This is a genomic window from Sphingobacterium sp. UBA1897, assembly GCF_002337775.1.
Taxonomy (GTDB): Bacteria; Bacteroidota; Bacteroidia; order Sphingobacteriales; family Sphingobacteriaceae; genus Sphingobacterium; species Sphingobacterium siyangense.
In genome coordinates, this window is the sequence record NZ_DDGR01000017.1 from 1 (window position 1) to 15,557 (window position 15,557).

The 15,557-nt window shown below is 38.3% G+C and carries 11 protein-coding genes; 1 reads left to right on the forward strand and 10 read right to left on the reverse strand.

All coding sequences use genetic code 11. From position 1 onward, the window contains the following. From B4N43_RS08180 to B4N43_RS08215, 8 genes are all read right to left on the reverse strand, one after another. Positions 1-328 (reverse strand): hypothetical protein (locus B4N43_RS08180; protein WP_286734049.1); only part of this gene is annotated, 328 nt, incomplete at its 3' end. A gap of 297 nt (positions 329-625) precedes the next feature. Then, positions 626-2,794, reverse strand: a complete 2,169-nt coding sequence (locus B4N43_RS08185; protein ID WP_286734050.1) for a glycoside hydrolase family 97 protein — start codon at positions 2,792-2,794, stop codon at positions 626-628. A 51-nt stretch (positions 2,795-2,845) separates the two neighbouring features. Continuing rightward, positions 2,846-4,225 (reverse strand): alpha-galactosidase, encoded by a 1,380-nt coding sequence (locus B4N43_RS08190; RefSeq protein WP_286734051.1) that lies wholly within the window; start codon positions 4,223-4,225, stop codon positions 2,846-2,848. Between the two features lie 5 nt (positions 4,226-4,230). Next, entirely contained in the window at positions 4,231-5,370 is a 1,140-nt protein-coding gene (locus B4N43_RS08195; RefSeq protein WP_286734054.1) for a SusF/SusE family outer membrane protein, read from the reverse strand. Positions 5,371-5,404: 34 nt separating this feature from the next. Next, positions 5,405-7,114 (reverse strand): RagB/SusD family nutrient uptake outer membrane protein, encoded by a 1,710-nt coding sequence (locus tag B4N43_RS08200; protein ID WP_120334464.1) that lies wholly within the window; start codon positions 7,112-7,114, stop codon positions 5,405-5,407. Positions 7,115-7,134: 20 nt separating this feature from the next. Next, positions 7,135-10,077 carry a SusC/RagA family TonB-linked outer membrane protein gene (locus B4N43_RS08205; protein WP_070566761.1) on the reverse strand — a complete coding sequence of 981 codons (2,943 nt, stop codon included), beginning with the start codon at positions 10,075-10,077 and terminating at the stop codon, positions 7,135-7,137. A 391-nt stretch (positions 10,078-10,468) separates the two neighbouring features. Continuing rightward, a complete protein-coding gene (locus B4N43_RS08210; protein ID WP_088162441.1) occupies positions 10,469-12,145 on the reverse strand; it encodes a DUF6377 domain-containing protein in 1,677 nt (558 codons plus the stop codon). Between the two features lie 685 nt (positions 12,146-12,830). Then, positions 12,831-13,487: a DUF6624 domain-containing protein gene (locus B4N43_RS08215; RefSeq protein ID WP_286734058.1), complete on the reverse strand. Its 657-nt coding sequence runs from the start codon at positions 13,485-13,487 to the stop codon at positions 12,831-12,833. A gap of 63 nt (positions 13,488-13,550) precedes the next feature. Between B4N43_RS08215 and B4N43_RS08220 the strand changes: the two genes are divergently transcribed. Further along, a complete protein-coding gene (locus B4N43_RS08220; RefSeq protein WP_286734061.1) occupies positions 13,551-13,868 on the forward strand; it encodes a hypothetical protein in 318 nt (105 codons plus the stop codon). A 67-nt stretch (positions 13,869-13,935) separates the two neighbouring features. Here the strand turns inward: B4N43_RS08220 and B4N43_RS08225 are convergent, their stop codons facing one another. Together B4N43_RS08225 and B4N43_RS08230 are read right to left on the reverse strand one after the other, a co-directional pair. After that, the gene (locus B4N43_RS08225; protein ID WP_286734063.1) at positions 13,936-14,247 is read right to left on the reverse strand and encodes a hypothetical protein; all 312 of its coding nucleotides are present in this window, start codon (positions 14,245-14,247) and stop codon (positions 13,936-13,938) included. A gap of 691 nt (positions 14,248-14,938) precedes the next feature. Then, positions 14,939-15,388, reverse strand: coding sequence for a DUF1569 domain-containing protein (locus tag B4N43_RS08230; RefSeq protein WP_286734065.1), 450 nt, complete (start codon positions 15,386-15,388; stop codon positions 14,939-14,941). Positions 15,389-15,557: the final 169 nt, after the last annotated feature.

Here is a 15,557-nt window from a genome sequence, read left to right on the forward strand (position 1 = left end):
CTGTATACCGTTGCATTCCAGCTTCCTCCTTATCAAAGTAGGTCTTTATTTTTGAGCATACTTTAGGGTTGTAGCATAACTTGACGCGGAAATTTTCGATCCATTCGGCCCGTATAACAATCGTAATTAATTTTTTTGTGTCTCTGGACAAGCCGATTACGGTAATATCTTTGCACATCCCAGCATACCAATCGATAATATACACTTTGGTGCCCGGGCTAAACTGTTTAGAGCCTTTGTGGGTTTCCATTTTCCCTTCACCATAACTAATTTCCTGTTTGATATTAGCTACTAATGTCCATAATGGTATAGGTTCTAAATGATCCATATTTATTCAGCGCTATTTTAATTAAAATATTTTCGCAACTAGCTTCATGATATCGCTTTACTGGTTTTTGAATTTACAAAACAGGATGTAAGAAATAGAACCGCATATATCACGCATTGCATCTCGTTGGTGGTCCGATATAAAGTTCGCTAATGAACATTAGTTATATCGATCCGTTAAACTATCATAAGTGAGATTGGGAAGAAGGCCTTATTAATTATAGAAATGGATAAGACATTTAGGGATTCATTTCCGTTTGGATCCGAAAAATCCTCCCTATGATCTCATCAATTGCCTTTATTTTTTGATTGGGACAATCGAAACAGCATAACCACCGCCTGCGGCACAATGTTGAACGATCGTGTCCTTTTTCGTTACTCTTGTAGTTTTTATTGTATACGCTTGTGGTTTTGTCTTATAGTTTGCGTCTGACGCATCAGCATAAATAGTTGCCAAATAGGTCTTTCCTTCATCCAGAAAATCAAATTTTATCTTCGATGTTCTGCTGGAATTTCCATTTACACTTCCTAAAAACCATTTTTCTGTATTTTTTTCTTTACGGGCAACGGTAATATATTGACCAGGTTCAGCCTCTAAATATTTACTGTCATCCCAATCCAGCCCGACATCTTTAATAAATTGAAAAGCATCTGGAAAACGATCATAATTTTCCGGAAAATCTGCTGCCATCTGCAAAGGGCTATACATCGTTACATATAGCGCCAATTGGTTGGCCAACGTACTATTCACATGGGCGCCATTGGCGAGGTTCATTTCAAAAATACCGGGGGTATAATCCATTGGACCGCCAATAAGTCTTGTGAAAGGCAAGATAGTTACATGATTAGGCTTTATGCCACCAAATGCATGGTATTCTGTACCTCTAGCAGATTCATTGCCTATCAAATTTGGCCAGGTACGTGCTACACCCGTCGGACGTACAGCTTCGTGCTGATTAACCATAATTTGGTAGGAAGCTGCTTTTTCTACAGCATACTGAAAATGGTTATTTGTCCATTGGCTATAGTGGTGTTCACCCAATGGAAGAATATTTCCTACATACCCACTTTTTACAGCATCATAACCCAATTGGTTCATCAGCCTATAGGCTGTATCGATATGTCGCTCATAGTTGCGGATAGATCCGGATGTCTCATGATGCATAATCAGTTTCACACCTTTGGCGTGTGCATAATCGTTTAATCCTTTGAGATCAAAATCAGGATAAGGCGTGACAAAATCAAAGACATAATCTTTATCATTGCCAAACCAATCTTCCCATCCGATATTCCATCCTTCAACCAAAACACCCTCAAAACCATGCTTCGCAGCAAAATCTATATACTTTTTAACGTTTGCTGTTGTCGCGTCATGGGTACCATTTGGTTTTGCCTTACTGAAATCTGTTATTCCCAACTGGACAGACGGAAATTCATTTGTATAGGACCAACTACTCTTACCGGAAATCATTTCCCACCACACGCCTACATATTTTGTAGGCTTTATCCAGGAAGTATTTTGTATTTTGCTTGGTTCATTCAAATTATAGGTCATCTTAGACGCCAATATATCTCTTGCATCATCACTTACGATAATTGTTCTCCAAGGTGAGGTAGCGGGTGCTTGCATTTTACCCTTATCGCCATGTGAATCTGGCGTAAGCCAAGATTCAAAAACAAAATTTTTGTCATCCAAATTGAGGTGCATCGTCGAGTAATTCAGACAGCTTGCTTCATGTAAATTGATGTAAACACCTTCATTGGTTTTAAGCATCAACGAGGTCTGTACCCCCGTTGGCGAGAAGGAGGTTTGAGAGACGTTTCCACCTTCGTAAGCGCTTCCCATCAAACCCCTTATTTCAGATAGTTTAGATGTGGTATAATTATATTCCTGGGTGTCATAATCGCCAGGAATCCAATAAGCGGTATGGTCACCAGTCATGGCAAACTGGCTACGTTCCTCTTTAATAGTGAAGTAATTTAGGTTTTTCTGCAGTGGAAATTCATACCGAAAACCGAGACCATCATCAAATAAACGAAAACGGATAATAATTTGACGCTCTGTTTGTTTTTGGTTTAATGTGACAGCGAGTTCATTGAAATGGTTTCTTACATTTTTAGTTTCTCCCCATACCGGTTGCCATGTTTCATCGAAAGTGCTGGTCTTTGAATCGGAGATTTCAAAATTGCTATAAAGCGAGCTCTTCTTTTTTATCTGAATTTCACTATCCGTTTGTCCCTTTAAGTTTAATTCTTCATCCGGTTTGAGCTTGAGTTCCAATCCCAGATTGCTGGTCTTGATTACCACGTTGTTTTTAAACTTTAATTCGTAGGTTGGCGTACCTTCTTTCGTCAATCCAAAGGCCAGTTCAAATCTTCCATTGGGCGATTTTATCTGTTGCCCCCGTGCTACGATCCCGTTACAGCAAAAGACGACAAATAAAAGAAAAATTGATTTTTTCATCATTTCTATTTTAGCATATATATATTAAAATTCAGTATTGTTATGAGCTTTGGATTACTTCGTCAATCGCAAAACTGTTACACCATGGGGTGGAATATTTTCAAAATAGGAACTCATTGTCCCCAGGTCTTCATGTTTCCATAAATCCCTTACCCGCCAATGGCTGCCAGATAAATCTGTAAAATTCAATCCTCTGGTTTGATAGTTACTCTCTCTATTAAAAAGGGCTATGACCCAATCACCATTGGTCAACTGACCTTTCCAGATTTGGCTTTTTGGATCTTTCGGATCGTTGGTTAAGGGTTTTCCGACAAATCCATCTTCTCTTAAAGCAAGTAGTTCCCTATTTTGGTAAAGCCAAAGATTTTTATCGATGGAATTATAACGGTCTCCAATTGTGACAGCGCCGCCAGAAATGAAGCAGGCTGAGATTACACTCTTCTTTTCATGATCATTGGAAAAAGTATTGATCCGAAGAAAATCAGCATCCAGTATCATCTTTCCTCTGCCTGAAATGTTAGACCAATAGGTCAGACCATCCATGCCATTTGCATATTGTGACCATCCAACACGTTTGATTCCACGTTCATTGTCGCTCCATCGCCACCATTTGCCATCTCCAACATCGTCGTTGACGCGGATCATGTGTCCGTATTTTTGCTCTACCTGCCCATCATTATAGAGATGTGGCATCACCAGACTTAAGAAAATTCCATTTTTATCGCAGGCTTCACGCATCCACCGAAGAGCTTTCTCATAGTACGCCGCCGGACGTACTGGACCTACTGTCCCCATATTCCTATCTTTTCCATCTTCAAACCAGGAAAGAAAATCTACACGTAGATAGCGCACACCCATATCCGCATAGTATTGAATATATCCTTTGACATATTCTTCGGCTCCCGGTTTGTCAACTTGTACCCACTTAAACCAGGTGGCCTGTTCATCTTCTTTCATGATGCTGGAAAGGGGAATATTCGTTCCTTTAATTTTTACACCAGCATCAGCGGCCAATTTGATTACCCATAGGGGGTTGTTGTATATTCCCAAAGTCATCCCTCTACCTTTCAGGTTATCGGACCACCAGGCGTAGTCGTGCTTCCATTTGGACGAGTGGGTTGTACGATAACCATCGGCGTTGTATTTAAAGTCGTCGCCCCAACCGTCGATACAGACCATCTTGTAACCAAAAGATTTTAGGTTGTTGTCGATCCAGTTGATATTCTTTTCCCATTCATCTTCAGGAATATAACCATCCGTTTCGAAGTTATATTCGTAAGGGCTCCAATATAGTGGGCCGACGAACGGATTTTGCAAACTGTCTGGATGAATTATCTTTGTGGTTATATCATTTGAAGGAGTTTTTGAACATGCTGTCATAAACAGCATGTTCAAAAATACAAGTGGTGTAGCGAGTTGATGAAATCGTCTCATATGGCCTAATTTTTGACAATTGAAATTGTTTCGTAAAGCTGGTTGAAGGTAATTTTATACGTTCCAGCTTCGGTAATTTTCCATTTGTTGTCGATTTTACCCTCAGCGATAATTATTGCATCTTTTCCTGTTGTTCCTTCTCCATTGGTTGGTGGCATGAAGAAATCTCCGTCCCAGCTTCCGGTTGCGGTTGGGATCTTAAATTCGCCTACTTTTAATGAGCCTGTATAAGTAAACTCATAAGGGTTTCCTGCTGTAGGCACCATTGGTGTTGGATTATCTATTGTCCAGCCAGAAGGCACGGCGTCCCCTACGAGCCATATCTGCTTGTACGGGGTAAAAGGTTTGATCGTTATAAATGGGGTTGCACTGATATTAAGCAGAATCTTGTAAGCGCCAGCAGCTGCGATGTTCCATTTATAATCAGGGTTTCCACCCGGAACCAGCTGAACACCAGTTTCGGAAAGTTTTGGATGGTTTGCTAAAGGCATAAAGAAATCTGTCCCCCAATTTCCTGTCGCTACAGGGATTTTAAAGTCACCAGCATTCAATACTTCATTAAACTTAAACTGAAAGGCGTTGGTCGGATCTTTCTTCATTGCATTTGGGTTTTCAATATTCCAGCCATTTGGCGTAGCATCGCCCACCACCCATAGGGATGCATACGCCGCACCGACCGGACCAGGAACAACCTGTATGCTGATTGTTTTCGATGTAGTTGACAGCGTTTTTGACGGAATTAGTCCGAGCACCGTAATATCCAGTTTGGACTCTATATTGACCGTCATCTTCAATTTTTCAACTAGTATAGCGTTCAATTCACCCTGGGTAAACCGTTTGCTTATCGCTCCAGAGGCGACTGCTACACTATCCCGTTGCTCACCGTTAGCCAGGATTATTTTATAAGAGATCATTGAGTTTGAAAATGCCGGCCACGAAACCGTAAGAGCATCCTCAGACGGCTTACTCGGATTAATGACCACTTTATCAGCAGATGCTGTAATATCCGTAATTTCGAATGGCAGTGGAGTAGGTGCATCCAGTTCTTTCGAACAGGACTGCACCATTATTAAACATACGCCCCATAGCAGGATATTTCCAAGTTGCTTTGAAGCCGACAATCTTATATTCCAATTAAATTTCATAACTTTCAAAAGGTTTTATACTTACTAAAACTGATTAGTATCCGGGATTCTGTTGCAATGACGGAGTTAGTGTGAAAACACTCTGACCAATAGGATAAATTTTAGTATGATCACTATTATCAGGTTCTTTATCCCACCATTTTCCAGAATTGAATTTACCCCAACGAATTAAATCGGTTCGGCGTCTTCCTTCGACCAGGAACTCACGACCCCATTCATCGATCATTTCCTGATCGCTCAATTGCTGTCCCGACTCCAGGTACAGGCTGTTTGAGCCAGTTGGATAGTTACGCTTACGCACCGCATTCAACAATTTTGCGGCGGATCCTTTATCGCCGGTTCTATATTTACATTCAGCTAGTGAATAATAAATTTCAGCAAGTCTAATCTCTGCAAATGCCGAAGAAATGGTATTTGGATCCTTAGAAGGATATATCGGATATTTCGCAACCCATAAGCCAGAGTTATCATCTGCATGGTTCATATTGGATTCTTTATCTGCGATCTTTGTTCCCGGAGGGGTATCTTTAAACCATCCCACCTGATCACGGGCAAAGATGGTATATCCTCGGTTGCTTTTGACCAATTTTGTCGGATCGCTATAATAGGGGAGGTAACCGAACAAAAACATACCTTCTCGTTTACTATTGCCAAGATTTTTATATTTCTTTAATCGAAGATCATCTGGATAGCGCTGAAATTTGATAAAGGGCTTACCGAGGGCAAAATTATACTCGACACTGTCCACATCCCGTCCTGGCTGAAGGGCATAGCGGGTATTCATATTTCCGAAATCGGTAAAGCCGAAGAAATTTTGAGCCTGATGTGGTGCCATCCACCAATACATATCCGAACTATAATGCCAGTGTGTGCGGGCCAAAGTTGCAGGGAATCCGTAGATAACTTCACTGGAATTTGCGTTATCGTAATCAAAAGGTTTTGACCATATCGTTTCCAATTGGTAATTGCCATATTTTCCGTCTATGATATCCTGACATACCGCAGCACATTCAGCATATTTGCTTTGACCCGTATAAACTTCAGCATTCAGATAAAGTCTGGCCAACAAGGCTGCAGCTCCGCCTTTTGTCCATCTACCAATACCCGTTGTGCCGAGATCCTGACGGAGTGGCAATCCGGGAATAGCATCTTTCAGCTCTTTTTCAATAAAGGCGAAGGTTTCAGCAGGTGTCGCTTGCGGCGGAGTTACAGTTTCACCCTTTACTTTTGTTACCAGTGGAATATTCCGGTATAAATCAAAAGCCCGTAGGTTGAACCAGGCCCGGAGTGTCTTCAGCTCAGCCACAAAGTCGGCCTTTTCCGCTTCAGTGATCTGAACTTTTTGGATATCCACCTTTTCGATATCCTCAAGCGAGTTTGTCGCTAAACTGATACCCTGAAAAAGAGCTTTCCACATATCACTGGTATAATCATCCTGAACTGTCCAGGTATGGTAATGAGCCCGTTGGTATTTGCCTCCATCAAACCAGTCGCCATCTCTATTTGGGGTCATCAATTGGTCGGCAGGGAGTTCCTGCGCGTAAAATAGACCACCACCCTGAATCGACCAAAAGGCATGTTCAAACGGTCTCAAAAAATCACGGATCACATCTTCTCTTTTCTGTAAGAAATTGTCAGAAGTAATTTTATCATATAAGGTTTCGTCAAGCTTGGTACAGCTTGCGCTTCCCAAAATTAGGGTGCTAATGGAAAGGGGAATTATATAACGTAATGAAAATTTCATCTCTTTGTTGTGTTTAATCGTTAGAATTTAACCTGTAAGCCTGCTAGGAATTGTGCCGTCGATGGATAGTAAGACAAGGAAGTATTTATACCGGGTGTTAGTCCATTAACGGATATTGCTTCAGGATCACCTGTTGTAAACTTGGTGAAAGTATATAGATTCCGTGCTACGGCATACACCCGGATCGAACTAATTTGCTTGACAGGAGGTTTGATATTATAACCAATCGTAATATTGTCGATTTTTACAAAATCACCTTTCTCCAAGAAGTAATCCGAAAGAGTAGAATAGGTCTCTGCATTGGTCAACGCAGCATATTTGCCATTTCCATAAGCCGATTTGAGCACGTTCGCACCAGATTGCGTAACTGGGGTTCCCAGATAAAAAGCGGTCGTGTTAAAGAGGTCGTATTTAAATGAACCTCGTAAAAATACCGAAAGATCGAAGTTTTTGTAGGTAAAGTTCTGTCCCAAACTAGCGGTAAACAATGGTAATCCATTGCCTACAAAACGTTTATCTTCTTCCTTTGCTGTGTTTCCGGGTATAATATTGTTGTCCTTATCATACACCATCAAACGTCCAGTGGCGTCGATACCGGCAGATTCGTACATATAGAAACTGCCGATTCTCCGTCCTTCTTCCAAACGTTGAGCTGGTCCGGGAGACCCCGGCGAAGGCATATAGGACATGAATTGAAAGTTTTGCCCCTTATAAATGTCATTTGAAAAGGAAACGAATTTATTGCTATTTGATGCTCCAGCGAAACTTACCGAATATGAAAAATCTTTCTGGGTGAGGATTTTAGCATTTAATTGCACCTCCAGGCCCGAATTTTTCATAGTACCTACATTGGCAAAGGTTGTTGTTAACACGAATGGTGGAACCGGAACGTTATAAGAGCCTAGCAGATCTTTATTGGTACGTACATAATAATTGATACTACCACTTATTTTTCGTTGGAAAAGATCAAAATCGACACCGAAATTTAAGTTCTGTGCTTTTTCCCAACGAAGGTCATAGTTGGTATTCTGACTGGGACCCCAAACTTGGTACGATGCCCCGTTAAACGCAAAATAACCATAACCTTGATAAGTATCTAACGAAAGGTAACTGCCAAAGTCCTGATTACCCGTCTCACCGTAATCTGCTCGAAGTTTCAGGTCATTGATCCAAGAAGCTTTCGGAAAGAAATCCTCTTCCATAATTCGCCAGCCTAAGGAGAGAGCGGGGAAATAACCCCATTTGTTCAGTCTTCCAAATTTAGAAGAGCCTTCATAGCGCAAACTTGCCGATGCATAATATTTATTTGCCAAATCATAATTTACCCTTCCAAAAAAAGCGATCAGTTTCGCATCATTTTTATATGAACCAACCGATCTGAATGTGTAATCACCAGGCTGTGGATTGGTAGGAATAGGGACGTCATATTGACCTGAGCCCAGATTGTTATACGTCAGTACATCGGATGGGAAATTTTGGTTACCTGCATTCATTCCTGAATACAGAAAATAATTATATGCATATCCTCCTAATACGTTAATATTATGTCTTCCGAAACTTTGTTTGTAGTTTCCTGTCCATTCAAATACATACTGGTCACTTTTTTTATAATTTCTTCCCGCTGAATTTCTACCACTATTTCCATTAATTGCGCCTGTATTGTAGGACGGTGTAAAATTGAAATCAAAAAAATCAGAAGATTGTTGTGCCAACGTTACCTGTGTAGACAAGTTTTCCAAAATGTTAAGTTTAAAAGCTGCATTCCAGTCCAGGTACTTTCCCTCGGTTCCATCCAATACCGTGCGAAGCTCTTCAACAGGATTATAAGCTCCAGAAAAACCCGTATTGATATAATTGAATAAGTTTGGATTTTTTGCATCCATCACCGGCAATGTTGGATTTAGTGTCAAACTTTGATTGAATGCATTATAACTGGCATTATTTGCTTTAAGGAATCTGGGCGCAATGGTTACAGTGGCTGTATACAGGTTATTGGCCGAGGTATGGGACAGATTCAACCGCGCCCCGTATTCTTTCTTGTCTGAACGTAAGTCCAATCCATGAGCATTGCGCAGGTCAAATGAGACGATATAATTGGTTTGTCTGTTTCCACCAGCTAACTGAAGCGTGTTTTTTTGATTAAAGGCGAATTTGCGCGATACTTCGTTAAACCAATTGGTATTTCCTCCAAAATCCGTTCCTCGGTTGTGTTTTAAAAAATCTTCGGCACTGAGAACCTGGATACGGTTATTCGGTAAGTCAAAACTCGCATATCCATCATAAAATGCGTAAGGCTCAGATGTGCCTTTTTTTGTTGTGATAATAATTACGCCATTGCTCCCACGTGTTCCATAGATAGCAGAAGCTGCACCTCCTTTGAGTATATCGATTGATTCAATATCGTTTTGATTTAAGTTGTCAACATTTCCCCCAGGAACACCATTAACCACATAAAGCGGTCCAAGTCCGGCGTTGCGGGAAGACACACCACGTAGTTGCAGACTGGGAGAGGAATTCGGATCTGACTGGCCAGTGTTTACTACACTGAGTCCCGCTACCTTGCCAGCAAGAGCATTAAGTACGCCATTTCCACCAAATACGTTGAGATCCTTACCGTTTAGATGTGTAATGGCGCTGGTTACTTCTTTTTTATCTAGGGTTCCGTAGCCAACTACTACAACGTCCGCTAATCTTTCTTCATTTGTTTCAAGCGTTAGATTATAGACAGTGGCGTTATCAATATTCTTTTCCAATTTTTTATAGCCTAGAAAACTTATCTGTAATTTATCCCCGACATTTACTGCGGATAGTGAAAATCTTCCTTCGTCATCTGTTTTAGTAGCTTTTGGTTTTCCGGATACGGTAATAGAAACACCGGCCATTGGTTTACCTGTCACATCAAGAATTTTCCCTTGAATGTTTTTTTCTTGAGCTTGTACCCATGTCATTATCAGTATCCACATAAACACAGTTAATAGATACTTTAAAGACGAGCACTGTCTTAAATAGATTACCCTCATAAATTGGTTGTTTAAAATTTTTAAATTATCCCTTTTTTGCTGCTTAGGTAGTTTCTAAAACAGCCATTGGTTACAGTTCCAAATCTAGAGAAACCAAATCCCAGGAAAAAGATCGTAAACGCAAAATATAAGTCTGGAGAATGTTTAAGTGTTTGATTATTAGGTGTTATATCTATATTTTTCTAAAGAAAAATATAGATATAACGGCAGTAAATTAGGTAGGGAAATAGCATTTAGCGTACCAAATAATCTAAATTTAGCACGCAGTACGATATGTAATACAGCGAATCAGAGCTGTATAGATGGGTATTTAAACGTATCGGGTGTCTTGTTTCTAAATACTTTTAATCGTTCCGATCTGCATGATGTTTTTATCAAATTCATCCTTATCTATGATAGCTTTGCTTTTAATTTTTGCCCGATAAGTATAAATTGTGTTTAAGGAACAATGGAGAAATCCAGCAATTTTGGATGAATCATTTACACCGAGTCTGATTAGGGCGAAGATGCGTAATTCGGTATTCAAGAGCTCATTCGTTTTAAGCATTATCTTTCCATCTTCGGTAAGCAACGAGTTTAAATCGTCTACAAAACTGGGAAAGAGATGAAGAAAAATATGATCAAAGGTATTAAACAGTTCCTTTTTCTCTTTGTCTATTCTCTCGTTAGATTTGACCAGGTTAAGGAGCTCCGAAATTTTGTCTCCCATGATCATTTTCTTTATTAAGGTCTGAAATTTCTCCAATTTCGTGATGTACATTGAACAGATATCAAGAAAATGTCCGATGTATACCTCTTTGATGTGATTGGATTCATACAACAAATTGTTCGTTTTGGACAATTTGTTGTTTACAATTTTATACTCTTCATTTTTAGTTTGTAATTCGTCATTTAGTTTATTGAGATCCTGATTTGCTTTAAATAATTCGAGCCTGAACCTACTCACTTTTCTCATCTGTTTATAAACATATATTATCGCTAGTATCAATAATATGGAAAGGACGGAAGCAACAATTAAAAATGTAAACAATTGCTCCTTTTTTTGTTTTTGATGTTCCTGATAAGAGGTATCAATAATTGGGAAAATTTGAGAAACTTCATAGGTCCTAAATTTAGCATTGCAGAAGATTGCGTCTTCAAGCGATGATTTTATACACATATAGGATTCATCGATGTAACCTTGTTGGTGCAGTAAAAATGCTAACGCTTGCATGGAAGTATTTTCTTTTATCGCATTTTTAATATCGCAAGCAGCGGATATAATCAGCAGTTCACACTGCTTGCCTACATTGCCTTCCTTTCGGTATATTTCTGAAAGTGAAAATGCAAGCATTGCTTTTTCATGGCTATCTTCCTTTATTGTCGCGAATATTGAATTCAAGATTACTTTAGCCTCTTTTATTTTGTTCAGGTCGATCAGTTTTTCTGCATATACCATTTTGTAGTGATTCGAAGATTCATCAAGCAGCGTTAATAAAGAATCACGATAATTACGGCTAATTGCTAAATAATTTTTTTGGTTATAATTATGGTATGCGTAAAACTTGAAAAAGTTCTTTTGAGCATCCAGATATTTTATTTTTAGGTGATTGTTTAATTTTTGGATGGGTATTCTATCCAAAATATCTTTAGAATCAATGTACATACCTGCGACCAGATAATGTAGAGAAAGGTCTAATTCAGTTTCTAGTATCCAATTTGGACTCTGGAGTTTATTTGCCAGTTCCAAATTTTTCTTAGCATAATAAATAGCGGAATCAGATTTATAGGATGCGTATGAGCTACTCAGCTGTTTTTGTAATTCAAATTTTAGATTCAGATTTTCGGTGCTATTGTCCAGCTTTTTTTTTATTAGGGAAAGATAAAGCTCTTTTTGCTCAACAAAAGTATCTTTATTTTGAATGAGATTAGTAAGATTGAGAATTGAGGAGTCTTTTAAAGCAATCGCTTTAGTTTTCGAAATTGTGGCTATAAAAAACAAAATCAGATATAAAAATACAGGTTTTCCCATTTATATTGGTAGAATACTATGCAAATTAAAGAAATTGAGCATATCAAATATAAATAAATAACTTGAGTTTGTTCACTGGCGCTTTTTTTATAATAGATCATATCCGAGATTAAACACAATCCTGCGTGTTGAAACATTACACCAATAATGACCTCCCCCGTTGTTTTTTGGTGTCAGCGGGGGGTATTTAAGTATTCTGAAAATATGTGTTATGATTGTTATGATTTTTTTCTAAAAGAGATTAAGCTTAAAAATAGAAATCCTTTGTCATCTTTTATTATCCTCTAATTTTATAGCCCGGGATATAGAGAGATCAAACCCCAATTCGGATAGCATTCGTTTGTGATTATTCATAAAATACTTCATCAGCTTATACTGTTCGGTAACCTGATATGAAATTAGCTTTATTCCATTTTCAGATACCTGCCTTAGAACGAAGCCGTTATAACGTCTGACCCATGTAGCGGTTTCGTGGCTTTTTGGGTTACGCTCCAAACTGCTTTAACTGGTGGTTGCAATGTTTGTATATGAACTGACCTAATTGGGCTCTGGACATTCTACCAAAGAACCAATGTACAAATGTATCTTTTTCAAATGTTTCTATTCCAAGCAAAGGATACGGGCTTTCATCTAATCTATAGCTGTTAAATGGACCAGGCCTAACAGATCCAACTAGTTAGAAGACCTATATTTTTTGCTCAATAGGATATAATGTAGGGCCGGTAATGCCTTTTTTTCTAAAGCTTTCTTCATTTCTTAAAAAATGGTTTTTACTAACTGTATTGAGATATTCTTCAATAGTATTTAGACCAACATCGCTTCTTCTTTTATTGATGTTGTTCATATCTTCTACATCTGCAACATAGGCTTGACAAGTATCTGTATGATAGGACACTTGTGTGCCATAGACTTGTTTTTTACCCGCACGGATTTTTATCCTGTCCACGAGATAGGCATAATAGGTCGAATGGGCATTTTTCTTTTTTACCTGAGCTTCCATTTTTTTCAAAACTTTCTCTTGAAATTTTGGCCATTTATCACAATGTTGTACGATGAGCCAAAAACTCTTGCTTCCTTCCTCTCCAACCATATCAAAACCAGGAAATCCATATTTTTCAAAAATTATTTTTGCTTCGTTGTAATTTACCGTTGCCATACTGTCGATAAGAGCCATATGCTGTTCACTCGCAGGTTTGACGTTTTTTGGCGGAGATTGCATGATTTCTTGATCTAACCTCGCCATTGTAATTAATTTGTTTGAAATAGTAGAGTCAATCTGCGCACTGCAGAACGTCGTGGCAAATACCTGGAATACCATTAATAAAACTATATTCTTCATCATAATAATTAGATTTTAAGCAGTCCCTTGATCTAATTTAATGAAATTATTTCTTAAATTAGATATATGAAGAATAACTTAATAACTATTTTAAGTCTTTTAACTGTGGTGTTATCTTCCTGTTCCGGTACACGCATTGCCACAATGAGAAAATCGAAAATGGAGCAGCTTGAACTGGGGATGTCCAAATTGCAAGTTGTTGATATTCTCGGATCATCCTATTCAATTGCGCAAAAGGAAGCAAACGCTACGGATACCATCGAAGTTATCTCCTACAGGAATTTTCCTTTTGATGATGAATTCTATTTATTTAGGTTTAAAAATAATAAATTGGAGAAATGGCATCGCGAATTCCAGCCGATATACAAAGAAATAAAGCCGTAGATTTTGATAGGCAGGACTGCCGTCGTTACACTTACATCAATAATAAAAACTACATTAATTAGTTTAGCTATAAATCCTTTTTATAGATAAAAGTAATTTTACTTGTTTGGATCGTATCCTCCTTGAAATTTAATAGAGAAACACTATATTCCATTTTTTCTCCTTCCTTAAACGTCAAGATCCGATCGATGTCTTTCGGTAAGAGTACCTGCTTGATTTGGATAACCCCTTGATTGGCATAAACTACATCCCGGTTTTCTTTATCATCTGTTTTGATCTTCCACGATAGTGGGTTATTCACTGTCTTATTGCGGTTATCAAACTTTCCTTCACAGGTAAATAATCCAAATGTAGTGCTAAATTCATCCGTGTATGTCAACTTATTGGCTTTTTCTCGTATATGATGTATAAGCCTGTTGGATTCACAAATAAAGTGTCCGGATAGATTTTATAAATATCGTCTGCCTTTGGACAAGCGTATTCTATAAGGGGTTCCGGTTCTGGTTGAGGTTTTGGATCAAATGGTTCATTACGGCTGCAAGATGCAACTATTAAAAACAAGACGCTAAAAAGTAGAATAGTTAGTTTTCTCCTCATTATTGATATTACTGGTGTAGTTTATAAAATTCATATAAAGAGACGAAAAAAATATTCGCTAAGTTATAGTTTAAAATGTAAAATTTCAGTTATATCTTTACTTTCTATACTTATCCAAGTTCTATTCTCGTTGTTGAACGATGAAATATTGACAGGCGTTGAAGTTTTCCATTTCATGTAATGTTATAGTTTGAGCTGTAAACACGAGTGACCTCTCCCCTCAAAACAGGACATTTTAACAGTAGAGTTTCGGACGTCTGGTTAGATGTGCTTCGGCCAGTGCAACTAGTTTGATTTAAAAATCAAACCTCAATTCGGATAGCATTCGTTCGTGATTATTCATAAAATACTTCATCAGCTTATACTGTTCGGTAATCTGATATGAAATTGGCTTTATTCCATTTTCAGATACCTGCCGTAAAACGAACCCGTTATAATGCCTGACCCATGTAGCGGCTTCGTGGCTTTTGGGGTTACGCTCCAAACTGCTTTAAATGGTGGTTGCAATGTTTGTATATGAACTGACCTAATTGGGCTCTGGACATTTTACCAAAGAACCAATGTACGAATGTATCTTTTTCAAATGTTTCATATCGCTCGATTAATAATTTCCAATTTCGTTTCTCCATTTCTAAATCAAGTATGTCTTCATTTACGATAAATACAGCGGATGTGGGTGCGTTTTTGCCAAAACTTGTTGTTTCATCTTTCAATATCCCCTTTATCGCATTTTGACCTAACATTCGCCCTAAAAATGAACGCTTAACCTTTATGGATCCTTGGTAATATTGTTCACATAAAATACAATGCCTGACCATTTGCGTTACTGTCATTTTTCCCCAAAGAGCATTGCTGTCCTCGTGTAATAAATTAATTCTTTCGATGACCGCTTCTCTTATGTTTTTCTCAAATATTGATTTCATATTAGGAACATTTATACATTCTATCTAGATTTTGATCATTTGCAGTCTTACAAATCTAACAGATTTGTTCTTCGGTCGACTTTGCATAGGATAAGAAATAAATTTGCATCTCTAACGCATTGATGATAAGATTTGTTTAAAACTCATTATATTTCCAGTTAGAGGAATG

What these genes read in the sequence shown, in the direction of transcription:
- B4N43_RS08185 (WP_286734050.1), bottom strand. Translation starts at nt 2,794, where the DNA reads ATGATGAAAAAATCAATTTTTCTTTTATTTGTCGTCTTTTGCTGTAAC.
- B4N43_RS08190 (WP_286734051.1), bottom strand. Translation starts at nt 4,225, where the DNA reads ATGAGACGATTTCATCAACTCGCTACACCACTTGTATTTTTGAACATG.
- B4N43_RS08195 (WP_286734054.1), bottom strand. Translation starts at nt 5,370, where the DNA reads ATGAAATTTAATTGGAATATAAGATTGTCGGCTTCAAAGCAACTTGGA.
- B4N43_RS08200 (WP_120334464.1), bottom strand. Translation starts at nt 7,114, where the DNA reads ATGAAATTTTCATTACGTTATATAATTCCCCTTTCCATTAGCACCCTA.
- B4N43_RS08205 (WP_070566761.1), bottom strand. Translation starts at nt 10,077, where the DNA reads ATGTGGATACTGATAATGACATGGGTACAAGCTCAAGAAAAAAACATT.
- B4N43_RS08210 (WP_088162441.1), bottom strand. Translation starts at nt 12,145, where the DNA reads ATGGGAAAACCTGTATTTTTATATCTGATTTTGTTTTTTATAGCCACA.
- B4N43_RS08215 (WP_286734058.1), bottom strand. Translation starts at nt 13,487, where the DNA reads ATGATGAAGAATATAGTTTTATTAATGGTATTCCAGGTATTTGCCACG.
- B4N43_RS08220 (WP_286734061.1), top strand. Translation starts at nt 13,551, where the DNA reads ATGAAGAATAACTTAATAACTATTTTAAGTCTTTTAACTGTGGTGTTA.
- B4N43_RS08230 (WP_286734065.1), bottom strand. Translation starts at nt 15,388, where the DNA reads ATGAAATCAATATTTGAGAAAAACATAAGAGAAGCGGTCATCGAAAGA.